Consider the following 25364-nt stretch of genomic DNA (forward strand, 5'->3'; position numbering starts at 1 on the left):
ATCATGTGGGGCACGACACCGGCGACCGGACATGCAAGAGATGAACGAGGTCACCGTGACGAAGGTCGGAATTATCGGCGTGGGCCTGATGGGCCACGGCATCGCGAAGAACGTCTTGGCGCGGGGCCGCTTCCCCCTGGCGTTTCTCGATCACCCGGGCAACCAGCCCGTCGACGATCTCGTCGGACTCGGTGCCACAGCCTGCAAGACTCCTGCTGACGTAGCAGATGTATCAGACATCATCATCCTCTGCGTCACCGGTTCGCCCCAGGTCGAGGCGGTTCTCACCGGTGACGCGGGCGTCTTGTCCCGGCTGCGCAAAGGAACCATCATCGTCGATTGTTCGACCGCATTGCCGGAATCGACATTGCGGATGGCCGCGGCCGTCCGCGCCGCCGGCGGGGCCTTCCTCGATGCGCCCATGACCCGCACGGCAAAACACGCGGAGGAAGGGGCGCTGAACCTTCTGGTGGGCGGCGACGAAGCGGACTTTCAGAATGCCAGCGCGGTCCTCGCATCCTTCACCGAGGGCCTCGAAAGAGTTGGGCCGGTGAGCTTTGGTCATCGGCTCAAGCTGCTCCACAACTATGTCTCGATCGGGTTCATGGCACTGCTCAGCGAAGCCGCCGCACAGGCAGCCGATGCGGGCGTCGATCCCGCGGTTTTCGTCGATGTCCTCGCCAAAGGAGGCGGGGCCGGCGCTGCGCTACAGCGTATGACGCCAGCCATCGTGACGGACGACGTCGGCACGGTCCCGTTCTTCATCGGCAATGCGTTGAAAGACATCGATTATTACCGGACCATGGCAAGCGCATCCGGCGCATCCAGGACGATCGCGGACGGCGTTGCCGGCGCGATCGCGGCAGTGGTCGAGAGCGGTCACGGCGAGGCGTACATACCGGAATTGGCGCGCTTCCTGCGGAAGCCGCACCCGGCCGCCTAGAGGCCCTGCCCGAGTCGAAGAATCACCGCTATGAAAGCGCGAAATCAGACAACGGCGAGGCATCCGTCCATCGCCTCTGTTGAGACAGGAGTACTACGATGACGAAAGCTGAGATCCGATTTCCGCTCGACGGCCGAGCCCGAAAGATGTTCGTCGATGGCGCGTGGGTGGAAGCCCGCTCGGGCAAGGTCTTCGAGACGCATAACCCCGCGACCGGCGAGGTCATCGGTCGCGTGCCGCGCGGCGAGGCGGCCGACATCAGCGTGGCGGTCGCTGCGGCCCGACGCGCTTTCGTAGGACCGTGGAGCCGTTTCAAGCCGTTCGAGCGGCAGGCGCTGCTCCTGCGTATCGCCGACCTGTTCGAGAAGCACTGGGAGGAGATCAGCCAATCCGATACGGCCGATATGGGAATGCCGATCGCCCGGACGCGCGCAAACAAGCTTCGCGTGATCGGCATGCTGCGATACTACGCTGGCATGGCGACCGCGCTCCATGGGCAGACGGTAGATAATTCGCTTCCGGGGGACATCGTCTCGTTCACCCGGAAGGAGCCCGTCGGCGTGGTTGGTGCCATCATCCCCTGGAATGCGCCGACGGCCGCATCGGTCTGGAAGATCGGGCCCGCGCTCGCGACCGGCTGCACGATCGTGCTCAAGCCGTCGGAAGAGGCGCCGCTGACGCCGCTGCTGATCGCGGATCTGATGAACGAGGCCGGCGTGCCGCCCGGCGTCGTCAACGTGGTGACCGGAACCGGGGTGGAGGCCGGCGCGCCTCTGGCCGAGCATCCCGATGTCGACAAGATCGTCTTCACCGGCTCCACCGCGACCGGCCAGGCGATCATCCGGGCTTCGGCCGGCAACCTCAAGCGGGTGTCTCTCGAGCTTGGCGGAAAGTCACCGGTCATCGTCTGCGCCGACGCTGATCTCGACAAGGCCGTGCCGATCGCCGCGATGGCCGCATTCGCCAATTCGGGCCAGATCTGCATCGCCGGCTCGCGCCTGTTCGTGGAGCGTAAAATCCATGATGAATTGGTCGAGCGGCTCGGGAAGTTCGCCTCGGCCCTGAAGATCGGCGATGGCGCGGATCCGACGACGGAGATCGGACCTCTCGTTTCCCAGCGACAGCTCGACAAGGTCGAGGGCTTCCTGCAAAGCGGGCGCGAGGAGGGCGCGAAGGTGGTGGCCGGCGGCCGGCGCGTGAGGGAGGGGAATCTTGCGAAGGGTAACTTCGTCGAGCCGACCGTGTTCGCCGGCGTCTCCGATGATATGCAGATCGCCCGTGACGAAATCTTCGGCCCGGTCATTTCCGCGCTGCCGTTCGACACCCTCGACGAGGCCGTGGAAAGAGCCAACGCGACGCCGTACGGGCTCGCGGCAGGTGTCTTCACGCGCGACGTGAGCAAGGCCCACGTCATCTCTCGCAGCCTCCGCGCAGGGTCGGTATGGGTGAACACCTATCACGCGCTGGATCCCGCAATGCCATTCGGCGGCTACAAGATGAGCGGATATGGCCGCGAGGGCGGCACCGAGCATCTCGACGAATATCTGCACACGAAGGGTGTCTGGATCAAGCTGGACTGACCTTGAGACGCATGCGATCGCATGCGTGCCTGCCGTGCGCAATCTGAGGCAACCACAGATGCAATTCACCGAGCGAGTATCATGAAAGACACTTACACAATTGCTGTCGTGCATGGCGACGGCATCGGCCCTGAAGTGGCGCGTGCGGCGGTCGCGGTGCTGCAGGCCGGCGTCCAGGCCGGCACGCTGCGGTTCGTGGACTATCCCGCGGGCGCCGATCATTTCCTGAAGACGGGGGACTCGTTCCCGGCAGCCTCGTTCGAGGGCTGCAGGACGGCCGACGCCATTCTGCACGGCGCGGCCGGCATTCCCGGCGTGGTCCATCCTGACGGGACCGAGGCCGGGCTCGACTTCACGTTGACGCTCCGCTTCAAGCTCGACCTGTTTGCCAATGTGCGGCCGATCAAACTCTACAAGGGCGTTCCGTCGCCCCTGGGGCGGCCGGGTCCGATCGATTACGTGATCGTCAGGGAGAACAGCGAAGGACTCTATGCCGCGCGCGGCGCGGGTGCGCTACTGAGGGAAGAAGTGGCTGTCGATACCCTCGTCCAGACCCGGAAGGGCGTCGAGCGCATCGTACGGTTCGCGTTCGAGCTGGCCAGAACGCGCAACGGCTCGCCGAAGGACGGACGACGCCGCGTGACCTGCTGCGACAAGGCCAATGTGCTGCGGACCTACGCGTTCTTCCGTGCCGTGTTCGACGAGGTGGCGAAGGAATATCCCGACATCGAGGCCGAGCACGTCCTAGTTGACGCGATGACGGTTCATCTCGTCAACAAGCCCTCTCATTTCGACGTCATCGTTACCGAGAACATGTTCGGCGACATCATTTCCGATCTCGGTGCGGCGACGGTCGGCGGCATGGGCATGGCTCCATCGGAAGAGGTCGGTGACGGGATCGGTTTCTTCCAGGCCTCGCACGGCTCGGCGCCCGACATCGCGGGAAAGGGACTCGCCAATCCCTATGGAACCATCCTGGCATCGATCCTGATGCTGAGGCGTCTGGATCAGCGCCATCGCGATAGCCGGCTGAGGCTTGGGGCCGACAGGATCGAAGCTGCGGTGTGCGCCGGGCTGGAGGCCCCCGCATTGAGGACCCGCGACATCGGCGGCGTCGCGCCGACCAATCAGGTCGTGGATGCTCTGCTGAAACGGCTTTGATGCGCCGGGCTCAGCGGAGCTGGGCAAGGCTGGTTCGTATCAAGGTAATCAGCCGTTCGGTGTTGGGGCGGAGGATCGGCCCGCGCGCGGTGATCAGGCCGACCTGACGGAGCCCGACATGGTTGGAGATCGGCACCATGCGAAATTGCTGCACTCCGGCCTGCACCAGCGCGACCCGGGGCACGATTGCAATGCCGAGCCCGGACGCCGCAAGGGCCATTGCCGTCGTGGCCTGCTGGACCTCGAACGGGACATCGAGATGGATTCCCAGTGTCTCCAGCGTGTCATCGATCAATCCCCGGACAGCAGTCGATTTCGACAGCATGATCGTGGGCTTGTCGACGAGGTCGGCAAAGCAGACGCTCGACTGTCCCTCGTCGAAGACGGGCGGCACGCAAGCATAGAGCGGATCCTCGAGGATCGGCTCGAACTCGAAATCCTCCATGCCAGGAATCTGCGGACCAACTCCGAATTCGACATCCCGCCGTCGCAGCAGTTCAAGCATGGGCCCGGTCGGCAACTCCATGAGTTGCACCTGGGTGTTCGGATGACGGATCTTGAAAGTCGCCAGGATGTTCGGAAGCCAGCCGGTCGCAAGCGTCGGGACGCAGGCCATCTGAATGTGGCGGCTGCGCGACTGAGCTGCTTCCGTCAGCAAATCGAGCCCTGACTGGACCTCCTGCAGCGCACGCTTGGCCTGTTCGAACAGGATCCGGCCCTCGGGCGTCAGCAGGACCTTCTGCGGCGTTCTGCGAAAGAGCTGGACGCCGATCTGCTCCTCCAGCCCGCGGACCTGCATGCTCACCGCGGACGGAGACCGGTTCGATTCCTGTGCGGCTTTCCGGAAGCTTTCGTGCTCCGCCGCGAGCAGGAAGGTATGGAGAAGCTTGAGATTGATGTTCGACAACGGCTGCTACCTTGTTCGGCGTCTATGCGGCTTATCGCAGGAGGACGAGGGTTCCTCTCTTTGCCCGGAATGGGGCCACCCGCAATATCCAGTGCTGATTGGCAGGCACGCGCACGAAGAAATCTGCAGCCAAGTTGCGGTGCAGCAAGACCCCGGCCGGCCAGGCAAAAGCAGCGTTGTGAACGCGCGGCAGACGCCCATTTTCGGCCGGATAAGCTCCAGTCTGAGGCCGGCAAGCCATTGATTGCTCTCAACCCGTCGCAATCTCTTAATCAGCGGGTCCGAGGTTCGAGCCCTGGTGCGCCCACCAAATCGGCGGCTTAACGGGGGGAACCGTTTGAGCAGCTGATTTCTCGGACGGTCTTTTCCGATATCGGGCCCTGACGATGTGTAAGGCTACCCCGCGCTATAGCTTGAGGTCCTGCATCAAAGTGACTGCGCTGGCGGTGACGTGATCTTACCGCGCGGACGATCTCACCCGCCGGAGAGGGCGATCCGGACCTTGACGGACTGGAGCGAGAATCCCCGTTCTTCAATCGGTAAGAAGTCAGGTGATCTTCAAGTCCATACCGGAGACGCCATCCATCAATCCGACCGTGGATGGTCGGTTCGCGCATCAATCGCGACCACATAGTCTGCGTGAAGAGTAAGCGGAGCCTTCGATCCGTCGAGAACCACACGGAGACTCTTCGGATAGTATCCAACGCCAATCACTCTCCCGGTTTTTCCAGCCAAGCGAGGGCCCGCTGTGGGCTTTACCTGAATACGCGACCCCGATGGAAATTTGGGGTTGGTTTGGGTCGGTCCTGACATGGTTGGCCTACGGTTTGACGTAGGTCCAGCCCATCTCCTGCAATTCCATCACGCGCACGACGCCCGACTTCACGACCTCCGCCTGCCGAACAATCGGTATGTCCTTGCTCTCGGCCTTCTGCATTTTCTCCTGGGTGTTGCCGCAGGCCTTGAACGAAACCTCGGGCGTGCTCAGGGCCATCTCCTCGATGCGCGTCTTTACCGGCGAGGTGTCTTCACGCAGCATGTGCAGGCCGGGCCCGAACGTGACGACCTCGATCTTCACCTTCTCGCCAGCGTCCTTGTAGTATTGCGCCACATTGGTCGCGTTGTTGAGCGCGAGATTCATCGCTGCGGGGTCGTTGGTATTCACCTGCAGGATCAAATGATGTTCTCTTTTCTTTGCTGCGGCCGAATCCTCCATGCGGGCAAACGCGGATTGCTTCCGCGTCGCCGTCGCCGTCGTCGGCTTCGCCACGTGTTGCCTCGCATGGCCCGCCTTGTGCGGGACGGGTTGCCCGTCCGCCGGCGTCCAGTACTTTCCGCCCTGCTCCGCGGCCGAAAACGATGCGGAAACCAGAACGGCGATCGCTGCCATCACGACCGATTTGGCGATATGTTGAAATCTGATCATTATCCGCCTCCATCGAAGAAAATCATATGCACACCATCAACGATTTGGTGTCGCGATCGCGCGCGGCCATTTGCACGCCGCGGCGATCTTCGCACGCGCCGCATCCAGCCCGGCGAGGGAGAACGTCCCGTCACGGGCAGCGCCGCCCCGTGGTGAGAGCAGGACAATAAGGTCCCCGCTGCCTGGAAGCGACTGCAGTAAGCGAACAACGTCCCCGGTGAACGCGATGCCGGGACCGAATGCCGGGACGGCTGCCGCAACCTGCACCGCCGGATTGTCATTGACGCGATAGGAAATTGCATCGTCACCGCCTCCGCGGGAGATGCCGGGTCCCGCGAGTGCCAGCTCCGTCCGGCCGCCGCGGCAGCGGATCGATAATTGCATCGCGGACTCGCCGGTCCCGGTGCGCGACGATGTCGTAGCGGTCGCGATCGGTGAATAGTCGATGGGGGAGGTTGTCTGGCTGACGATCCAGTCGTCTTCGGGCGTCGGGCGATTCTGAGGCGCGATGGTACGCGTCATTTTATTCAGACACGCCAGGCGCTCCGCGTGGTCCTTCTGAAGGCAGGAACGGAGCTGCGTCATGGGATCCTGGGCCAACGCAATGCCGCCTGTAGCTCCGAGCACAATAAGAAGAAGGACCGCGGCGCGTTTCATTGCGATGCTTGTGTTGCGCGGGGCTGGCGATCCAGCCACAGCTGCGCCGCAGGGACGCGCGTGAGACCCGGAACCGTCGCAGCAAGGTTGATGGATTTCCACTTCGGATCGAAGCCTGGCCCCTGCAATCTGTCGATCCGGGAGAACAGGTGATCGATGAAGCGCGCGACGCGCTCAGAGCGGTTCGAGTTGGCCGGCCAATTGAAGGCGACCAGAGCGGTCGGCACGGCGATCGTTGAAACCCGTTCGCCCGGCTTGATCAGATTGGGATAGTCGGTCCCATCGAGGGCGGCGGGAAGATAGTAGTCCTCGAACTTGCTCTCGTAGGGGAGGGGCAGGAACTTGAAACCTGGCTCCCAACGGCCCCGCACGAAAGCATCCACCGGCTTCGAAGTAATGAAGACGACGGCGGCCATCTCGCCCTTGCGCATCTGCTCGAGCGCGACCTGATGTGGAATGAACGTCTTCTCGACCTCGAGATTGAGGCGACTGAAGATCAGCGGCCCCGAATACGCCGCAGCGGTGCCCAGCGTATTGAAGTTGACTTTCTTGCCGGCGAGATCGTTCAAGGTTCGAATCTCGGGTCGAACGAAGATATGCAGCTCGGACGGAAACAGATTGAGGACATACGCAATTCGTCGCTGGATGTCCGGCACCTGGATCTTGTATTCCTCGAGCGCGTCGGAATTGATGATCGCCGCGTCGATGCCGCGCAAATAGAGCAGGGAATTAAGGTTTTCCGCGGCGCCACGAGTGACAACCGGCAGAACATGCAGGTTATCTCCATCGTCGACCACACGGGCGATCTCCGCCGCCAGGCGGATCGGCGCGCCCTCGAGGAGACCTCCGGCCAGGCCGATCGTCCAGGCGTTCATGGAGATCACCTGAGGCCTTGGCTGCGGCGGCTCGGGCCGTGCCAGACGAATCTTGTGAGGTCGAGTATCTTGCGGCCGCGCATCCGCCCAAGGTTGAATCGCCAGCAGCAATGGTGCGAACGACGCGAGCAGGAGCAGCCGACGCAATCCTGTAAGCCTTTTCATCGACCAACTCCTCTAAACATGCTGCATCCGTGTCGGCGCTTTCGATCCTTGATTGCGCGTGGCCGGTTTGGAAAATCGCCGCACAAGACCGTGTTATCGACGCAAGGCTTCGAAGCGCGCTTTCGCCTCCTTGATTCCGCCGGCTTCGGCCCGCGCATAGAGATCTCGCGCCCTGGTCGCGTCCCCGTGAGTTCCATACGTTCCAAGACTGGGAAGGATCAGCGGATCGTAGGTTTCAGCGAGCACGAAGATTGCCTGCGCACTGCCCATCCCGGCGACGTGCTCCAGCACGATCCGCGCTGCGCCGATGTCTCCCTGTTCGAGCAGCAAGCTCGCGCGCGCGATCAGTCTCGCGACTTGCACTGCTTCGTCAGGATTGACCCGGGCGTCGCCTGGGCTGCGCGCCACTATGGCCTGATCTTGGACTTGCTTATCCTGGGCTGGCTTCTCCTGGACCGGCTGATCCTGGATTTGTCGCGCCGGCGCTGCGAACGGCTCACGCATGGCCTTTCCGGTCGTCGCCGGCTGAGACGCGGGCGAGGGATGTTTCGCCACAAAGGCGCCGTTGTCGAGACGCGCCAATGCGATCTCCGTCTCCAGTCCTTCGGCCCGCTCGCGCTCACGCTGCAACAAGCCGCGCAGCTCGGCCGAGTCTCGCTCTCCGGCCTGCTTGATCCGTAGGACTTCCTCGCTCGCCTTGGACGCTCGCTCGGTCTGCGCGTCGAGATCGCGGCCTGCTTTCGCGAGATCCCGGGCCAGCTGCTCGGCCCGCTCGCGCTCCCGTTGCAGCGATTGCCCCAAGGAGGCGACTTCGCTCGCTTCAGTCTGCTTGTGCTGTGCCGCTTCCTCGCTGGCTTTGGCCGCTTGAGCTTCGTATGCGTAGATCTTGCTGCGTGCCATCGAGAGATCCTGCGCCAGCGCATCGGCTCTCTCGTGCTCCTTCTGCATCGATCGTATCTGCTCCGCGGCGCCGGCTTTTGCGGCCTGCGTCAGCCTGACGACCTCGTCGCTCGCTTTTGCCGCCAGGGCGGTCTGCGCATCGATATCGCGTTGCGCGGCCTCAAGCGCCTGCTCCAGCCGGCCGGTCCGATCCCGCTCCTGTTGCAGGAATTTCTGCAATTCCACCGCATCGCCCCCTGCTGCCGCTTTCAGCCGGGACGGGCCCTCGCTGGGTTTCGCCAACAGCGCGGTTTGCGCCTGATATGCATAAATGGCGCTTCGCGTCAGGGAGAGATCTTGCGCAAGCGTGTCGGCCCTTTCGCGCTCCTTCTGCATCGATTGCCTCAAGTCTGCGGCGCTTGCCTCCGCCGCCCGACTTCGCTGCGACATTTCCTCTTTTGCCTCGTTTGCCTTTACCACCAACGCAGTTTGGGACTCGACGTTTTGCCGCGCCGCTGTGAGATCCTGCTCCAACCGCGCTGTCCGCTCGCTCTCCTGTTGTAGGGCCTTCTGCAGCTCCACGGCTTGGCTCTCTCCTGCCTGTTTCAGCCGGGACGTTTCCTCACCTGCTTTCGTTGCCAGCGCAGTCTGGGTTTCGGCGTCGTGCCGCGCGGCTGCGAGATCCTGCTCCAGCCGCGCTGTTCGCTCGCTCTCCTGTTGCAGGGCCTTCTGCAGCTCCACGGCTTGGCTCTCTCCCGCCTGTTTCAGCCGGGACGTTTCCTCACCTGCTTTCGTCGCCAGCGCAGTCTGCGTTTCGACATTGCGCAGCGCGGCTGCGAGATCCTGCTCCAGCCGTACCGACCGCTCGCGCTCCTCCTGCAGCGATGCCTGCAACTCAGCCGGGACACTCTCGCCCGCTCGATTCGGCCGGGAAGCTTCCTTCAGGCGGGAAGCCTCCTCGACGGCCTTCGCCACCAACGCCTTTTGCGTTTCGACCTCGCGCCGCGCAGCGTCAAGATCCTGCGCGAGCCAGTCGGCCCGGTCGCGCTCCTGCTCGAAATGTTGCAGCAGCGCAATGTCGCGCCTTGCAAAGGCAAGTTCGCAAGACAGTGACTCTGCCCAGTCGCGTTGCTGCTCCGGAGGTTGCTGCAGGGCTCCTGTGTGGGGAGTCGTCGCTTGCGCAATCTGTATCGATTTGTCGCTTCCGCCTGAGGGCGGCGGCCAGGTCGCGAACTCGTCAGAACCGCGGTCGCGGGCAGTCGTCGCCTGTTGCGCGTCTGCGAGGTGCCGCGCCTGACGCGGGGAAGCGTCCGTTTCCGAGACCCATGTCATAGCGAGCATGACCGCTGCCATACACAGGGGTGCACGTTCTCGCCGCGTAAGGGAGATATTCGCCACTTTCCCGTTGAACATGACCCTGCGACTCATCTGCAATCACCTGTCGCGTGGCGGTACGATTTCCCCCTGATGCATCATTATGCCCAGCATCTTTGCGCGAATCATATAGCTCGGATGGAGGACCCTCCCCACCACTTTCGGGTTAGGCCACAGATTGTGCCCGATCATCGAAGCCGTGAATTGTTCAAAGGCCTCTCCCGTGTATCTGTGTTTCGCGAATGGAACTGATTGCCAACGAACGGTGGCGGGCCCGCCGTCTTCGCCAATGAGCGGCTCCAGTGAGCTCGAGCCTGGGACCGCCCATTCCGGGCCTGCCTTCAGGGTGCACCAAGAACAAGAACGGCAAGCGCGCTCTATCGCGCCTGGATAGGGGCGCGGAGCAAGCACTACAGGTTGCTACTGCCTTCGGCCGAAACAAACGGGTCGTCAGTTCTTACGTGCAACCACAGCAGCTATTGTTGCCAAGAAGCAGCTCTTCAGAACAACTGCCATGGATGGGTACTCCCTATGCATGGCAGCCTGTACCAGGTCGAGCGTCTAATGATGTTTTGCACGCTGCGTACGAAGAATACTCGCTGACTCGTTATGAGTATTGAAGTTGCCGTTTGCGGTGGGTGGAGGGAACATGCTCTTGATATCGAGTCTCGGAAATGAAAAGCCCCGGCTGGGGCTACCAATCGGGGCGCGTTAATGGTTCGCACCGCTCTTCTTCGGCTTGTCGCGTGGCTGCTCGCGGCGGCTGTCACTTTCGTAACGCTCGGACCTGAGGACGTTCGGCCTCACCCTGTTCTCGGACAGCAAGGCGATCACGCGCTCGCCTTTCTTCTGGTGGGGATTCTCTTTTCCCTAGCCTATCCGCAGCGGCGCTGGACTGTTTCAGCGATCGCCGTTGCCCTGATCGGCCTGCTTGAGATTATGCAATTATGGGTGCCGGGACGGCACGCGAGGTTTGCGGATTTTGTGGTCGATGCGCTCTCGGCCTGCGCTGGCTTCGCGCTGTCCGCCGCGGCCGGCCGGCCGATAGCGCAAGTTGGCGAAGATCCCGACCCACTGACACGCGAACGTCCCCAATGAGCAGGGCTGATCTGCCTAAACCAAAGCTTCTTGCGCGTCACATACCACGCGCGGAATCTGAGAGCACGGTGAGCAGCACCGCGACGGTCAGGCGGTGTTACCGGTGTTTCCTGCCGCCTTCGCCGAGGAGATAGTTCACCATGGAAGCGACGTCCTCAACCGCCGGCAGGCGGCGCGACGCGCTAACGCCGGCGATGCGCGGGTGGCCGTCGCAGTGCGCGATGATGAAGCCGGGCGCGATGGCCTTGTGATGCTGAGTCTACCGACTTCGTGGGCCAGGGCGAGAGGTGAGGGATTGATCACCGGAAGCAGGGCATTCGGGCTGCTCCTGGACGATTTCTGCAGGACGTCCGCGAATTACCGATGCGGCCGCCTTCGACCCACGAGGTCAGCGCGATGGCATGCAGTCTGGCCGATGCGCATCCGTGGGATCGCGCCGCGTAGATGATCTATTGTCCACGGTCCGCGAGTCTATCGCCAGCGTCGGCCCCATCGGCCGCTTGCTCATGCGGAGCGGGTCGCTGTCGACGCCTTGAAAGCGCGTACCGGCGAGTAGTTGGCAGTCGAACCGCAATACAAATTGTCTGTGGAGCGGACCGAGGCGAACGCGCAACGCTCAATCGAGCGCTCAGTGCATTGGTGCGCGGACACTTCGTCGCCGCCTGGATCGGTGCTGCGGAGCGTCGAATTTGAGCTCGGCAACCAGTCGCCAAATCTGAACCTCGTGACCATCCGCCAGCCGCCCGGCCCGCTTGGTTGCGGACGCGTCGTCAGGGCAGTGAAGGTTGACCACGCTTCCCAATTGGCCGTGTTCATCCAGGACGTACGCACGATAGTGTGGCATCGCAAATCCCCACGCGCGACTGCATCTTACCTGCAGGCTTGCTCCGGGGTGAGGGTCATTACGAGCTACCTCTGATGGGGGCATGCGCGCTGCCGCGGCTCGCCCCGAACTCCACTCATGCGGTCAGCCGCTCCGGTGCGCGTTCCAACACCTCGGACGCGCACGCTCACGCATGATGACGGAGATGCCTGGACCGCTCTCGGACCTTCGGAAGCTCGCTGCCCTGATAGCCATTGGGGTTCTGCAATTGCCAACGCCAGTGGTCCGCACACATTTGCTCCAACGACCGCGTCGATGCCCAGCCCAACACGTCCTTCGCAAACGTCGGGTCGGCATAGCAGGCGGCGACATCACCGGCCCGGCGCTCCCCGATTTCATAGGGGATTGGTCGCCCGCTCACCGATGCAAACGTACGGACGATGTCCAGAACGCTGCTGCCGTTGCCCGTTCCAAGATTGACGGTGATCAGGCCGGGTTGCTGGAGATGGCGCAGGGCACTCAAATGCCCGGATGCGAGATCGACCACGTGAATGAAGTCGCGGATTCCGGTGCCATCGGGCGTATCATAGTCGTTTCCCCAGATCCGCAGCTTCTCCCGTCGTCCAATCGCCACCTGCGCCACAAACGGCAACAGGTTGCTGGGAACGCCCAGCGGGTCTTCCCCGACGAGCCCGCTTTCGTGCGCGCCAACCGGATTGAAGTAGCGCAGATTGCCGATCCTCCAACGGTCGTCGGACCTGCAGAGATCCTTCAGCATCTCTTCGATGACGAGCTTTGTGCGGCCGTACGGATTGGTCGGACCGAGGGGATGCTTCTCGTCGAGTGGCAGGTACCTGGGTATCCCATAGACGGTCGCGGACGAGCTGAAGACGAGCGTCTTTACATTCGCCCTCTTCATGGCCGACACCAGCCGCATCGTTCCCAGGACGTTGTTCTCGTAGTACATCATGGGCCGTACGTTGGAATCGCCCACCGCCTTCAGCCCTGCAAGGTGAATGACTGCAGTCACTCCGCAGGCACGAAGCATTTCGCAGATCACCACTTCATTCCGGATGTCTGCGTGCCGGAAGACGAGCGATCGCCCGCAGATGGATTGGACCCGCTCAAGCGAGGCCTTGTTGCTGTTGGAAAGATTATCGACGGCAACGACGTCGAACCCGGCGTCCAGCAACGCGATACAAACGTGGGACCCGATATAGCCGGCACCTCCGGTCACCAAGATCATCTCGGACACCTTCCGTGTGCGCAACGATGTGCGGGAAGACGCCGCATCTTCCGTTCCGGAATTGCGTCGGTCCTTATCATCTCTGCCCGACGCGCAGCGAATCGCCCGCGGCCGCATCGGTCCGGCCTGCCTCTGATGGAATGGTTGAACTGCCTAGCCTTCGAGGAGGGACGGCAGGACCATCCTGGTAGTGGAGGCTGACCTCGACAGCGTCACCCGGCTGCAACTCGGTATCTTCGCTTGCGATGATCCGTTCCTGCCCCTTATCGCCCTTCCTGATGACGGCAATCTCTACGTGGTTGCCGGCGCCTTGCACGAGTTGTGATCGAACCATTGTGGTGTACTGAAGCTTCTCGCCGACGCTCTGCAGCTTTTCGCGAATCTGATTGAGCCTTACGCTGGTCTCTTGCAGCTCACGGAGCAGGTCGAGCCTCCGCTGGTCATCCAGCTTCGCCAGCTTTCTGACGAACTCGTCCTGCTGCTTCTTGACCTGCAGCAGTTGCGCAGAGGTCTGCAGCTTCCGGGTTGATGACAGCAGCACCGCGCGACGCGCATCCGTAACGCGAGGGCTGATCAGGGACCCCTTGCCGAAGAGCTCGGTCGCTTTCTGCAGCTCTTCAAGATCCCCCTGAAGTCCTTCTTCGTCCTTCTTCTGCTGCTCTGACAACACGCGGACCTCGTCGTCTCCCTGTCGAATACCGCGCTGAAGAAAGGTTTTTTCCTGCTGATAATCACTCTGCTTGGTCTTCAGATATTCCTTTTCTGAATTCACGATCTCCGAAATTGCCGATCGAGCTAGGGGCGCGTCCATCAAAGCGCCTGGACTGATCTGAGCTCCCTCTCCAAGTTCAGTCTTGATGCGCCACATGCGCGCCTGCTCTTTGGCCAGCTCCGTCCAAAGCGAACCATACTCGCTTCTCAGGTCTGCTGACTCGAGATATGGGTTGTTCATTCTGATGCGCATGATGTCGTAGCCGCCGGCCACGGCGACGAGCTGGCGTGCGGTGATGGACGGACGATAGGGGTACTCACCCGGCTTCGATACATCCCCGTTTACGTAGATCGGCTTGTATTCCGCGATGACCGTCGTGACCTCGTCTGCGTCGATCACGACGGCCGTCTCACGGCCATCGGACGTCCTCTGTCGAAATACCTTCCTCGCCAGTGCAGCCCCGATTTTGGCTCGGATCTGCGGTAAGGGCAGGCCGGCCACCGGAAGCGTTCCGACCAGTGGCAACGAAACGTTCCCGTCCATTTGGACGGCCGCGCGATGTCGCAGCTCCGGCACGCCCGCAACCGCGACCTCCAGAACATCTCCGACGTTCACCAGATATTCGGCCTTTGCTTGAGTGACGGAAATCGTCAGACCAACAGCCAACAAGCCCCATTTGATGCAACGACCCAGACGGCAGCCAGGGACGCCGATATTGATATGGAGGCTATTGCGCAGTCTGGAGTTCGGCATGGCGTCAATCCCGCACGAAGTTGTTACCGCTTCAAATGTGTTCGCGGAAGGCAGCACGTCAACAACCGTCCGAGTAATCGTCCGGACAGGCGATCCGCAAAATTTCGTTCTGCTCTCTCATTGACGCCGAACCGCTCGGTTCCTTCTTCCACTCTGTTCGTCTGATCGGTCCTCTATCAATATTGGGCATTCCCATCGAACCCATCGGGGAGGGCGCTTCGACGGCTGCCCGAATCTAATCCCGCGCCGTCGCGGCTCAATCGACCATCGTAGTTACCTACTTTTTGCCCGTCCCATCCGGTTATTGCCAATTTCCATCCAATGACCCGGACTGTCCTGGTTCGGCTCAAGTGGCGAGTGATCGGGTAGCTCACTGCTAGGAGTTGTGCGTCCTTCCAACTTGTCGGCGTCTACCGAGCTTCCGGCACGTTAGCTCGATGGCGGCAGGGCGATCGAGGAGCCGTGGGAAGGGGCAGATTGACTGTTCTATTGATATTGGCACCAGCCGGCTCGTGGTGTGCCGTTTTCGGATCCTCGGTACAGCGATGCGTCGCCGGCGAGCAAATGCCAGTAGGCATGTTTCGGAAATCTGAAAAGCACGCCTCGAGCCTTGCCGATCCGTCCGGGCACTGCACTCTACAGCAATTCTGCGCAGCAGCAGGATTGTCCCACGGCTCCCATTCCGCTCGACACGTTCACCAGATACGCATTGTCAGCAGCGTCTCGTTCCCGTGGTGGAAGATGTATTGGTAAGGGCGCTCGAAAGAGCAGACGAGTTTGACTTGAGGCTGGCGGACGGGCAGTTGCCCGGAGAGCTGCGATCACACAGCAGCGTCCATCGCGACCTGAGCCACATCAAAGATCGCGACGTTCAGCCGGGATGACCCTCTGCCCTTCCTGATGGCATGGGCGCGTATTGCGATGCGGGGCAAAATACTCCGGATTGGACCGTTCGAGTCCAACGCCACCCGTCAGTCGACTAGCGCGGGTCAAGGGTGCAAACCGGATCAGGCGATGCCGATGACAAGGATACGGTGCGCGGTCCCGCTCGATGTCGATCATAGGTCCACTATGGCGGTCTCTGGCGCGGCCGTGGTCGGATTGACGGATGCCGCGCACTTGCTCGCTCCCAATGGCCGCCTTCCAGTTACCTGCATGCTCATCGATGATCCTCCGCTTCGTCTACCGCTCCCGCAGCGACTCCTGCTTGTATCTCGCCAGCGGCGAGAGGAGGTAGCTGATGATCCTGCGCGCACCGGTCTTGATCTCGACCGTCACCGCCATGCCGGGGCCGAGCTTGACGAGCTTGTCCTCCACCTGCATGTGCGTGCGGTCGAGGGAGATCCGCGCCGCATATTCCAGCTCCTGGCCTTTCGGCTCGCTGCTGCCTTGCGCCGTGCCCGACGCGCGGTCGTTCGGTCCGCCCTGCCTGTCCCGCGTGATGGCGTCGGTTGACACGCTGAGCACGTCCCCATGCAGGAGCCCGTAGCGCGTGAAGTTGAACGTATCGATCTTGATCTCCGCCTTCTGTCCAGGATGGACGAAGCCGATGTCGCGGTTGGAGAGCATGGCCTCGATCTCGAGCTGGCTCTCGCTTGGAACCACGATGGCCAGCGCCTGTGCCGGCGTCACCACGCCTCCCACCGTGTGAACGGCGAGTTGTTGCACGACGCCGTCGACCGGCGCAGTCAAATGCTGAAGCTTCGTGCGCCGCTCCGCCTTGACCACTTCCTGCGCAGCGCTCGCCGCCTTCTGCTCGGCTTTCGCGAGTGCGTCATAGGTGGCGCGCCGATACTCCGCGGCAGTCCTTTCCTTCGTTTCCTTCAGCAAGGCGATGGCGGCGTCGGCTTCGCCGAGCCGGCTTTGCTGGAGGACCAGATCCTGCTGAAGGCCAACCAGCTCCTGATACTCGGAGAGATAGACAACCTTCGAAGCCAGGGCCTTGTCGACGAGTCCCTTGCGAATGTCGACCCGCTCCTGCAGAACCGGTATCGTCGCCTGGAGCTTCGCCACGCTCGCCGATGTGGTCGCCCGCTCCGCTTCCTTCTGACCTTGCTGGCGTTCGATCTCCGCGAGCTTGGCACTCTGCTCGGCGCGCTGGCTGATCAGAAACTGACGATGCATCTCGATCTCCGCGGCACTCGCGCCCTGTGGTGATCGGAAGGCGGCGAGCGGATCGCTGGTGAGCGCCGCGCGCAGCCGCGCGACGTCGAGTTCGGCTGCAACGAGATCGCTTCTCTGGCGCTCCTGATCGGCTTCCGTCATCGTCGGGTCGAGTTCGATCAGAACGTCGCCGGCCTTGACGCTCTGTCCATCACGCACGTGAATGGCGCGGACAACGCCAGTCTCGAACGGCTGGATCAGCTTGGTACGTCCGCCAGGCACGATCTTGCCCGTCGCAGTGGCGACGATGTCGACGCTGCCCAATGATGCCCACAACAGCGCGACGCAAAAGACCGCGATGATGCTCGCCCCGATCGCGCGGCCGATCGGCGACGGCGGCGATTCGGTGATCTCGAGCGCCGCGGGCAGAAATGCAATCTCCTGCTCACGCCGTCGAACCTCGGCTCTCGGAAACGGAACGATATTCCGGCTAGCGGACGTCATGGATACCGGCCTGCAGATAGTGGAGATTTGCGTAGCGCCCGTTCGAGCGAATGAGTTCATCATGGCTTCCGTCCTCGACGATGCGGCCATGCTCGAGAGTGATGATCCGGTTCGCATTGCGTACTGTAGAGAGCCGATGGGCGATGACGATGACAGTCCGGCCGGCGGAGATCCGTTTCATGTTCTGCTGGATGGCGCGCTCGCTTTCGTAATCGAGCGCGCTGGTGGCCTCGTCGAGGATAAGGATGCGGGGGTTGGTAATGAGTGCGCGCGCGATCGCGACACGCTGGCGCTGCCCGCCGGATAAACTACTGCCGCGCTCGCCCACGATGGTGTCATAGCCCTCGGGCAGCTCCAGGATGAAGTCGTGCGCGCCGGCGAGTGACGCCGCCTCGATGACGCGCTCCATCGGCATGGCCGGGTCCGCGAGTGCAATGTTCTCGCGAATCGAGCGATTGAAGAGCACGTTCTCCTGCAAAACCACGCCGATTTGGCGCCGAAGCCAGGTCAGGTCGACCGTCGCGAGGTCAACGCCGTCGACCAGCACGCGTCCGCTCTCCGGTACGTAGAGACGCTGGATCAGCTTGCCGATGGTGCTCTTGCCCGAGCCCGAAGAGCCCACGATACCGATGACCTGGCCGGGCTCGATGCCGAAGGACACATCGTGCAGCACCTCGGGGCCGTCGACGCGGTAGCGGAAGGTCGTGTGCTCGAATACGACCTTGCCGCGGATCGTCGGCAGCGCGGCGCGGGCCGAGCTGAAGCTCGGCTCCGGAATAGTGTTGAGAATGTCGCCGAGACGATCGACCGACAGCCGGGCCTGATGGAAATCCTGCCACATCTGCGCGAGCCGAAGCACCGGCATGCTTACCCGCGCCGCCAGCATGTTGAACGCGACCAGCTCTCCGACGGTCAGGTCGCCGCCGATCACGAACCTGGCACCGAAGTAGAGCGTTGCGGCCGTGACCAGCTTGTTGATCATCTGGACCGCTTGGCTCGCCGTATTGTTCAGGCTGAGTACGCGGAAACTCGCCCCCACATAGCCGGCGAGTTGCTCCTCCCAGCGGCGTTGCATCTGGGGCTCGACTGCCATTGCCTTCAGAGTCTCGACGCCCGTGACGCTTTCGACGAGGAAGGCCTGGTTCTCCGAGCCGCGATTGAACTTCTCGTCGAGTCGCCGGCGAAACAGCGGCGCGGCGCCGGCGGAAATTCCGATGTAGAACGGGAACGACGCCAGAACGATCCACGTCAACGCCGTCGAGTAGTAGAACATGACCGCAAGGAAGACGACAGTGAACAAAAGATCGACGACAAGGGTGAGCGCCGAGCTCGTCAGGAACTGACGGATGTTCTCAAGCTCGCGAACGCGTGCGACAGAATCGCCGACGCGACGCGTCTGGAAGTATGCGATCGGCAACGCCATCAGGTGACGAAACAGCCGGGCGCCGAGCTCGACGTCGATGCGGTTCGTCGTGTGCGCGAACAGATGGACGCGCAACGTGCCGAGAACGGTCTCGAACAAGGTCAACGCGACGAGCCCCGCCACCAGGACGTCGAGGGTACTGATGCTTCGATGCACGAGTACCTTGTCGATGACGACCTGGAAGAACAGCGGCGCGACGAGGGCAAAGACCTGAAGGAAGAACGACGCGATCAGCACTTCGCCGAGAAGACGGCGATACTTGTGGACCGCACCGAGAAACCAGCCGATATCGAACCGCCTGGAGAGATCCGTCAGGGCCGCACGCCGGGTCATCAGGATGATGTCGCCGTCCCAGATGGCCTCGAGTTCGGCCTGCGTCATGGATTCGGGTCGGGAAGCCAATGGACGCTGAACGAGAAGGCTGTCGTCGACGACCTTGCCCAGGATCAGGAAGCTGCCGTCGCGCAGCGCGGCTATTGCCGGCAACGGCGTGACGGCAAGCCTATTCCAGCTTGACCGTTGTGCCCTGGCCTTGAGGCCGAACTCCCTGCTACAGCGCAGGATTTCGGTCACACCGATCCGCGAGGTGCCCATGCGATGGCGTATTTGCTCCGGGTCGGCCGCAATGCCATGGCACCGCAGCAATATCGCCATCGCAATGAGCCCCGACTCATCGCCATCCGTAGGTTCAGGACCCGACTCCTGGACGGGCATATCGCTACGTTCGGCGGAGCGTGCAGACGCCAGAGCATCGCCGGCGAGCGCAACCAGGTCACGCCCGCGCGCAATCAGACCGGCAAAGGCATGCTGCGCCCGATCGGCGAGGCTTTGAGATCCGGCCAGGAGCAAGCGGCCGTCCCAAATTTCTTCAAATTCCGCACGCGGCATCAACTTCGGATGTGACGAGGTCGGATGCAGCACAAGCGCGGCGTCGTCCTCGACCTTCCCGAGCAGCAGAAATCCGCCATCACGCAGCGCTGCGATTCCGGGAAGGCTGATGCCTGCGAGCTGTTTCCAATGTGTCGTGCGCGAACCGACCTTCAGTCCGAAATCGCGGGCGCAGCGAAGCATCGCACGGATGCCGATTGCGCTTTCCCCGCAACGGTCGCGGAGCTGGTCGGGCTCGGCGTTCACGCCATGAAGGCGCAGGAACAGAGCCAGGGATCGAAGCCCGAGATCTGCGGCATGGGCATTTCCATTCTGGATCGCCATTTAATACTCAACCCTTCGCGGCTACCGGCCGCGTATGATGTTCCTTCTCATGCATTCCCAAACATTGACGGGGCCGCACCCAGGCGCTGAACCTGGGTGCGGCTCGGCCTTAGTGTTGCGGTCGGGCCAGCAACGAGTCGTGCCCCCAACCGGTCGCCTGCGACACAGCCGCCACGATCTGACCGGGATCCACCTGGCCGGTGTGAGCGGCCAAGTACTGGTTCAGCAGCGCAAAGCTCTGGCTTGCGAACGACGCCATCGTGGTACCGGTCGCAGCCGGATGATCTGCCGGCATGGTCGGATGGGCAGCGGTCGTTGCCAGGGTGCTGGCAGCCGGGTCAAAATGCTGCTGGAGCAGCGCAAAGCCCCGGCTTGCCAAGAACCCCGTGTTTGCAGCGGCCGCCTGCTGATGATCCGTAGGCTCGATCGTCTGCGAGGTCGTCGGGGCCGCGGCCGTCGTGGTGGCAACAGGCTGCTGATCCGTCGCGGTGTGGTGGTGGTGCGACGACGTTGTGGTCGTGGCGGCCTCAGGTCGGGGATCCACCACGGTGATGCTCTGCGGCGAGGCCGTAGCAACGGCACCGGTGGTCGGATCCTTTGCGCTTGCGGTCAGCGTGAGCGTTGCGGTCGGGTGGCCCCCGCCGCGATAGTACGAGTGCAGTTCGAGTCCGCTGTCGACCTGCGCTGCCGTCAAGGTGATGTTATTCCCCCGGAACGTCTGACCATCGAGCTTGTCGGTGATCGTCTCGTACTTGGGCAACCCCGTGATGTTCACGGTCACGACGTCGTTGGAGTCGGTCGTGGTCACCTTGGTGCCCAGGTCGACGGTACCGCCTCTCCCGGCCACCCAGAGCGAGTTATCCGCGATCGTGAGGACAGGCGTGGCCACGGACGGGGTCGTTGGGGTCGTCGGGGTCGTTGGCGTCGTTGGGGTCGTCGGCGTCGTCGGCGTCGATGACGTCGGGTCGATCTGCAGACCGGAGAACGTCTTCACGGCGCCAGCGAGATTGGCGGCGACACCGCTCGCGTCCTTGATGGCCGCGCCGCTCGGAAGATTGACACCGGTGATGGCGAGCGCCGAGGTGCTGGTGTTGGTCGACGCGACGGTTGTCTTGAAGGTGAGCGTACCGGTGCCCGAACCACCGACATAGGTGGCCGTGCCGCCGTCATTGAGCGACAGCGTGGGCGTGCCCGTCACCGTCACGGCCTCGTTGAAGCCGAGTGCCAGCGTGATCGCGTTCCCGACGTGCTCGGTGCCCGTTCCCGGAACAGCCGTGGCCTGGGTCACCGCCGGCAAGACCGGATCGATCTGGAGACCGGTGAACGTCTTCACCGCACCCGACAGGTTCGCGGCGACCCCAGAGGCGTCCTTGATGCCCGCACCGCTCGGAAGATTGACGCCGGTGATGGCCAGCGCCGAGGTGTTCGTGTCGGTCGACGCAACGGTCGTCTTGAAGGTGAGCGTGCTGGTCCCCGAGCCACCTGCATAGGTGGCGATATTGCCGTCGTTGAGCGACAGCGTGGGCGTGCCCGTCACCGTCACGGCCTCGTTGAAGGCAAGCGACAGGGTGATGGTATCTCCGGCATGCTCGATGCCCGTTCCCGGAGAAGCCGTGGCCTGCGTCACGGCCGGCGTCACCGTGGGCGTTGTGGGTTGTGTCGGAGCCGTGGCGCCCACACCCGTCCAACTGGCCGCCTGCGATCCGGTGACCAGTGTCATGTTGCGATAATCAACGGCGGCGGTCTCGCTCGCCGTCGAGCGATAGATGCCGTATTCCCAATAGGTGCCTTGCCCATAACCAAGCGGACCCTGGTAGTTCACAACCTGCTTGCCGTTGATCCAGACGTCCAGGTACCCGCCGCCGCTGTTGGAAAAATTGGCTTGGACCCTGATGTCGTTGTAGACACCGGTCTGGATCGGATTCGGGTCGGTCCAGAGCGTGAGCATATGGAGAGCGGATGAGGAATTGCTGGGATTCCCACCGGGCTCAACATAGCGGGCGACAATTTGCAGATGGTTGCCGTCCATCTGGACCGCGAACGGCGGTGAGGTCCCCACGCCGCTCGCAATGTCGTCATTGTGCATCTGACCGACGATAAACCAACCGTTCGAGCTGTTTTGAGTGTTTACAAATGACCCATTTGGCCCATTGGCCTCCACCATCAACTGATAGTCCATGCCAATCGGAGTACCGGCCGGGATCACGGCACCCCAGCTGGTCTTGACGCTCGTCGTGTCATTTTGAATTTCAGAGCGATCAACGCCAGAACTGTCACCGCCCCCTGCCCAATGGTCACCCTGCTGAACCTGGAACCGCAGGGTCTGCGAGTCGGGGCTGGTGATATTGTAGCTATTACCCGCCGTCTCGACTTCGTAGACGTCGCCGCCGACGCCAATCTGGGATCCAGGCGTGGTCTTGAAATTCGTGATTGTTCCGGTCGTACTCAATTTCGGGCCTCCGAGTTACAGAGATTCTAGTTGACGTTGACAAGGGAATTCCACTGCCGCGCACGCGATGGCGCGCGACATACCGCGTGCTCGCAAGCGCTTGGCATTGCGAACAGACTTCATAGCAGTGGGATTTATTGGTGCCCCCCCAACTGCTGATGGCCGGTTGGTTAATGAGCGAGTGTGGCCAAAAAAATAAACGAGTAAGGCAAAAATTCCCGCAAATGCGGCGCGCCGGGGGCACTTGCCGGCAAGTCCCTGGAACCGCTCATGATTTCGGCGATCTGCCTTGGGAAGGCAACTTAGTTTTCACGGATAATACCAACGTATGTGCCTGCCCTTGCGAATGATCGCGTGTGCTCGCTCCAGGGAGCTCGCCAGCGGGACCCTGGCAAACGTTGCGGGTACTACGGGGCGCCTGCGTAGCGCGTGATCTCGTTCTCTCTCGGCGCAATCTGCAAGTGGCGATCGTCAATGCCGGTAAATCGCCGACCACGGAGCTTGGTCTCGAATGAGCCTCTGTAGAGCGTGCTGTTAGGAAAGGTTTGCTGAGCGCGGTCAAGCATGGGAGCGACCAGCACGTCGGAACCGTTCTCGCAATCTGAGCTTTGTCGTGGAGCATTCCCCTCAAAATCGCGGATGTCGGTCTTCCAGACGCCACCGTCACGATCCGGCTGTTCTTGGCATTGACCGCCGCCGGCTCCTCACGAGCTCTGGCCATGAGCGAGGCGCTGAGAGCACATTGCCGCGTTCGACGATCGAGAGGAATACGATCGAATGATTAATCATCGACCATATCTCTAGTAATCGCTCCTTCCTCTGTCGTGCGCCCCGTCCTATACGCCATCCTCCGATAAAGGCAGAGATATGCATTACACATCGCATCGAGCGAGAATGCTGTTTCAACGCGCCGACGTCCTTCGATACCGAATTGATTAGCAAGCGCTCGGTCATCGAGGAGTCTGAGCACACGATCGGTCAACACCCCAGCGTCGTGGCTCGGCACAAGAAATCCCGTCTGGCCCTCCAGGACCAATTCGGGAGTTCCCCCATCGTTTGTCGCCACGATCGGCTTACCCAATGCCATGCATTCGGTGATTGCGTTGGAGATGCCTTCCCCGTGTAGACGGTTGTTGGTGGCGAGTACCCCCACAGTGAAGAGATTAGCGATGCTTTCTATATCTTTTCGCTGCCCCAGGAACTTTATACGCGGCGAATGTTCTGGTGGAACGCTATCGCGCACTCCCGGCAACATTTTACCGGTGCCAACAGCCAGAAAAGTAACATCATCCCTGAGACGGTTGATGCGACACGCCATCTCGACAAAGGTTGCGTAATCTTTTCCGGGCCTGAAGTTAGCAACCATCCCGACAATGTGGGGGGTCGTGATGCCCAACGTGCTACGAAGCTCTGCTCCGTCCGTTAAGTTAAGGACTCTTGCAGGATTAAACCCATTGTAGATCGATAGACCTTTGCGCTCGGGAATATGGTAGGCAGCTAGGCCCGCGCGCGAATTGGCGACGACAATGTCTGAAAATGGGACTGTCAGCTTGCCCATCAAATAGTCTTTATTCCACAGCGTCAGATGCGACGGCGCGTCTCGCACGAAGCCATTGACGAAAGCCGCGCCGCACAATTTCGCAACTGGAGCTGCATAAATGGAGCATATCGAGCCCCATGAGTGGACGATATCAATTTTCAAACTAGAGGTCAGATCGTACAAACTCTTGAAAAGGTGCAAATCCCTCCTGCCTTTGCGAAGGAGCGGAATGTATTGCGCATGTGCACTGTCAATTTCGAATTGATCATCCTCCTCATAGGTAACCGCGACGAATGACTCAATGTCGCGATGAGGGGAGAGTCCCCCCAATAGTTCGACGATCTGCCGTTCTTTCCCTCCCCGGCCGATGCATTCAGTGAAGTGTAGTATACGCATCTCAGCGCTCTCCCACGTGGACTGATTCAGTCCAAGTCGCAACGAGGCGGTTCAGCACGAAATTCAACGTTCAAGCGCGCTCGATGTAAAGCTTCTCATTTGCAGCATGCGAGCCGCCGCCGCTTGAATGCCGCTCATGCGAACCTCGAACCTGATCCTCGTATCGAATGGTCCGCCAACGCCGACACGAGGAAGCGCAAAACGATCTGATTTGCTATCGGATACTTGCCCACTCCGCGTCGTTACTGCGGTCGAAAAGCCGATTTCCTTCGCGAGATGTGCTTCGCGGGGACCACATGCTTTAGAGTCGCCGTAAGGATAAGCGAAGTGCCGAACCGGAAGCTGCAGCAATTGTTCCAGATAGCAGCGGTTATCCGCCATTTCGGCCCGCGCTGAAAGAACGTCCAGGGCCGACAGTGCTGCGTGCGAAACGGTGTGCCCGCCAATCGACGCGAGAGGATGCTGGGCCAGCTTTTGAAGCTCGCGTTCATTGAGGAAATACGCCTCGTTCAAAGCCGATAGCGATATACCCGCCTTTTTGAACGTTGAGGCGAGCGTTTCAACTCGGTTATAGTCTTGGTGAATCCACTCAATGACCTTGTTTAAGCCCGACACCTTTTCGTGAAACTCCGGACAGTGGAGGCGCATGCCCATCGCGTCGATCGTAACCGCGTCTCCAATGCGAAACAATTCGCGCAATCCCAGCCACCACGATTGCAGCGTTCGTGTTGGAGCGCCGGTGGGAACGTACATCATGAACGGGGCGTTGTTTCGCTCGAGGATTGGAAGCGCGGTCGCGAGATTGTCTCTATAGCCGTCGTCAAAGGTAATCACCGCATAGCGACGTGGTCCAGGATCCGTGGCCAATCGCTCGAGGCATGTTTCGAAACTGACGATCTCCCACCCTTCCTGCAGCAGCCAGTTGAGTGAATGTTCGAAAAGGGCAACTGAGGTCCCGGTCGTCAGCTCCGAGCGATAATCTTGTTGAATCTCATGGAACATCAGAATAGCTGCCCTGCCGGCAAAGATCCTGCGGCAGGTTGGCATTAGCCCAGACCGATGAGCCAAGTGGATCATGCCGTCCTTGAGAGCCTGCTTCATGCTAACCCTCGATTGGTCAGCGCTGCAATGCCTCTTT

General features: G+C 61.5%; 16 protein-coding genes. 4 read left to right on the forward strand and 12 right to left on the reverse strand.

Annotated features, from left to right (window positions below):
* Positions 1-31 precede the first annotated feature (31 nt).
* The 3 genes from EI171_RS15625 to EI171_RS15635 all read left to right on the forward strand — a co-directional run bounded on the left by EI171_RS15625 (position 32) and on the right by EI171_RS15635 (position 3684).
* Entirely contained in the window at positions 32-943 is a 912-nt protein-coding gene (locus tag EI171_RS15625) for an NAD(P)-dependent oxidoreductase (RefSeq protein ID WP_371740513.1), read from the forward strand.
* A gap of 98 nt (positions 944-1041) precedes the next feature.
* Positions 1042-2523 (forward strand): aldehyde dehydrogenase, encoded by a 1482-nt coding sequence (locus EI171_RS15630; protein WP_161533796.1) that lies wholly within the window; start codon positions 1042-1044, stop codon positions 2521-2523.
* An 81-nt stretch (positions 2524-2604) separates the two neighbouring features.
* Complete coding sequence (locus EI171_RS15635; RefSeq protein WP_161533797.1) at positions 2605-3684, forward strand: isocitrate/isopropylmalate dehydrogenase family protein; 1080 nt, start codon at positions 2605-2607, stop codon at positions 3682-3684.
* Between the two features lie 10 nt (positions 3685-3694).
* Here the strand turns inward: EI171_RS15635 and EI171_RS15640 are convergent, their stop codons facing one another.
* From EI171_RS15640 to EI171_RS15660, 5 genes are all read right to left on the reverse strand, one after another.
* Positions 3695-4591 carry a LysR family transcriptional regulator gene (locus EI171_RS15640; RefSeq protein ID WP_038967682.1) on the reverse strand — a complete coding sequence of 299 codons (897 nt, stop codon included), beginning with the start codon at positions 4589-4591 and terminating at the stop codon, positions 3695-3697.
* 820 nt (positions 4592-5411) lie between these two features.
* Positions 5412-6017 (reverse strand): DsrE family protein, encoded by a 606-nt coding sequence (locus EI171_RS15645; protein WP_011089058.1) that lies wholly within the window; start codon positions 6015-6017, stop codon positions 5412-5414.
* Between the two features lie 36 nt (positions 6018-6053).
* Positions 6054-6674 carry a hypothetical protein gene (locus tag EI171_RS15650; RefSeq protein ID WP_171463803.1) on the reverse strand — a complete coding sequence of 207 codons (621 nt, stop codon included), beginning with the start codon at positions 6672-6674 and terminating at the stop codon, positions 6054-6056.
* Positions 6671-7714 carry a TAXI family TRAP transporter solute-binding subunit gene (locus tag EI171_RS15655; RefSeq protein WP_110116914.1) on the reverse strand — a complete coding sequence of 348 codons (1044 nt, stop codon included), beginning with the start codon at positions 7712-7714 and terminating at the stop codon, positions 6671-6673. The genes EI171_RS15650 and EI171_RS15655 overlap by 4 nt, the downstream gene beginning before the upstream one ends.
* 93 nt (positions 7715-7807) lie before the next feature.
* Entirely contained in the window at positions 7808-10021 is a 2214-nt protein-coding gene (locus EI171_RS15660; protein ID WP_161533800.1) for a hypothetical protein, read from the reverse strand.
* A 660-nt stretch (positions 10022-10681) separates the two neighbouring features.
* On the opposite strand from EI171_RS15660, the gene EI171_RS15665 reads away from it, so the two are divergent.
* On the forward strand, positions 10682-11065 hold the full coding sequence (locus EI171_RS15665) for a VanZ family protein (protein ID WP_161533803.1): 384 nt from the start codon (positions 10682-10684) through the stop codon (positions 11063-11065).
* Positions 11066-12075: 1010 nt separating this feature from the next.
* Here EI171_RS15665 and galE read toward each other — a convergent pair.
* The 7 genes from galE to EI171_RS15700 all read right to left on the reverse strand — a co-directional run bounded on the left by galE (position 12076) and on the right by EI171_RS15700 (position 25327).
* Positions 12076-13134, reverse strand: a complete 1059-nt coding sequence (gene galE / locus EI171_RS15670) for a UDP-glucose 4-epimerase GalE (RefSeq protein ID WP_161533805.1) — start codon at positions 13132-13134, stop codon at positions 12076-12078.
* 76 nt (positions 13135-13210) lie between these two features.
* A complete protein-coding gene (locus EI171_RS15675) occupies positions 13211-14599 on the reverse strand; it encodes a polysaccharide biosynthesis/export family protein (RefSeq protein ID WP_161533808.1) in 1389 nt (462 codons plus the stop codon).
* A gap of 1182 nt (positions 14600-15781) precedes the next feature.
* On the reverse strand, positions 15782-17206 hold the full coding sequence (locus EI171_RS15680; protein WP_161533811.1) for an HlyD family type I secretion periplasmic adaptor subunit: 1425 nt from the start codon (positions 17204-17206) through the stop codon (positions 15782-15784).
* A complete protein-coding gene (locus tag EI171_RS15685; RefSeq protein ID WP_161533814.1) occupies positions 17193-19841 on the reverse strand; it encodes a type I secretion system permease/ATPase in 2649 nt (882 codons plus the stop codon). The genes EI171_RS15680 and EI171_RS15685 overlap by 14 nt, the downstream gene beginning before the upstream one ends.
* Before the next feature lie 109 nt (positions 19842-19950).
* Positions 19951-22290, reverse strand: a complete 2340-nt coding sequence (locus EI171_RS15690; protein WP_161533817.1) for a heparin lyase I family protein — start codon at positions 22288-22290, stop codon at positions 19951-19953.
* Positions 22291-23071: 781 nt separating this feature from the next.
* On the reverse strand, positions 23072-24226 hold the full coding sequence (locus EI171_RS15695) for a glycosyltransferase (RefSeq protein WP_161533819.1): 1155 nt from the start codon (positions 24224-24226) through the stop codon (positions 23072-23074).
* Between the two features lie 63 nt (positions 24227-24289).
* A complete protein-coding gene (locus EI171_RS15700) occupies positions 24290-25327 on the reverse strand; it encodes a polysaccharide deacetylase family protein (RefSeq protein WP_246740549.1) in 1038 nt (345 codons plus the stop codon).
* Between the last annotated feature and the right edge of the window lie 37 nt (positions 25328-25364).

The organism is Bradyrhizobium sp. LCT2, assembly GCF_009931255.1.
Taxonomy (GTDB): domain Bacteria; phylum Pseudomonadota; class Alphaproteobacteria; order Rhizobiales; family Xanthobacteraceae; genus Bradyrhizobium; species Bradyrhizobium diazoefficiens.

What these genes read in the sequence shown, in the direction of transcription:
- EI171_RS15625 (WP_371740513.1), top strand. Translation starts at nt 32, where the DNA reads ATGCAAGAGATGAACGAGGTCACCGTGACGAAGGTCGGAATTATCGGC.
- EI171_RS15630 (WP_161533796.1), top strand. Translation starts at nt 1,042, where the DNA reads ATGACGAAAGCTGAGATCCGATTTCCGCTCGACGGCCGAGCCCGAAAG.
- EI171_RS15635 (WP_161533797.1), top strand. Translation starts at nt 2,605, where the DNA reads ATGAAAGACACTTACACAATTGCTGTCGTGCATGGCGACGGCATCGGC.
- EI171_RS15645 (WP_011089058.1), bottom strand. Translation starts at nt 6,017, where the DNA reads ATGATCAGATTTCAACATATCGCCAAATCGGTCGTGATGGCAGCGATC.
- EI171_RS15650 (WP_171463803.1), bottom strand. Translation starts at nt 6,674, where the DNA reads ATGAAACGCGCCGCGGTCCTTCTTCTTATTGTGCTCGGAGCTACAGGC.
- EI171_RS15655 (WP_110116914.1), bottom strand. Translation starts at nt 7,714, where the DNA reads ATGAAAAGGCTTACAGGATTGCGTCGGCTGCTCCTGCTCGCGTCGTTC.
- EI171_RS15660 (WP_161533800.1), bottom strand. Translation starts at nt 10,021, where the DNA reads ATGAGTCGCAGGGTCATGTTCAACGGGAAAGTGGCGAATATCTCCCTT.
- EI171_RS15665 (WP_161533803.1), top strand. Translation starts at nt 10,682, where the DNA reads ATGGTTCGCACCGCTCTTCTTCGGCTTGTCGCGTGGCTGCTCGCGGCG.
- galE (WP_161533805.1), bottom strand. Translation starts at nt 13,134, where the DNA reads ATGATCTTGGTGACCGGAGGTGCCGGCTATATCGGGTCCCACGTTTGT.
- EI171_RS15675 (WP_161533808.1), bottom strand. Translation starts at nt 14,599, where the DNA reads ATGCCGAACTCCAGACTGCGCAATAGCCTCCATATCAATATCGGCGTC.
- EI171_RS15680 (WP_161533811.1), bottom strand. Translation starts at nt 17,206, where the DNA reads ATGACGTCCGCTAGCCGGAATATCGTTCCGTTTCCGAGAGCCGAGGTT.
- EI171_RS15685 (WP_161533814.1), bottom strand. Translation starts at nt 19,841, where the DNA reads ATGGCGATCCAGAATGGAAATGCCCATGCCGCAGATCTCGGGCTTCGA.
- EI171_RS15695 (WP_161533819.1), bottom strand. Translation starts at nt 24,226, where the DNA reads ATGCGTATACTACACTTCACTGAATGCATCGGCCGGGGAGGGAAAGAA.
- EI171_RS15700 (WP_246740549.1), bottom strand. Translation starts at nt 25,327, where the DNA reads ATGAAGCAGGCTCTCAAGGACGGCATGATCCACTTGGCTCATCGGTCT.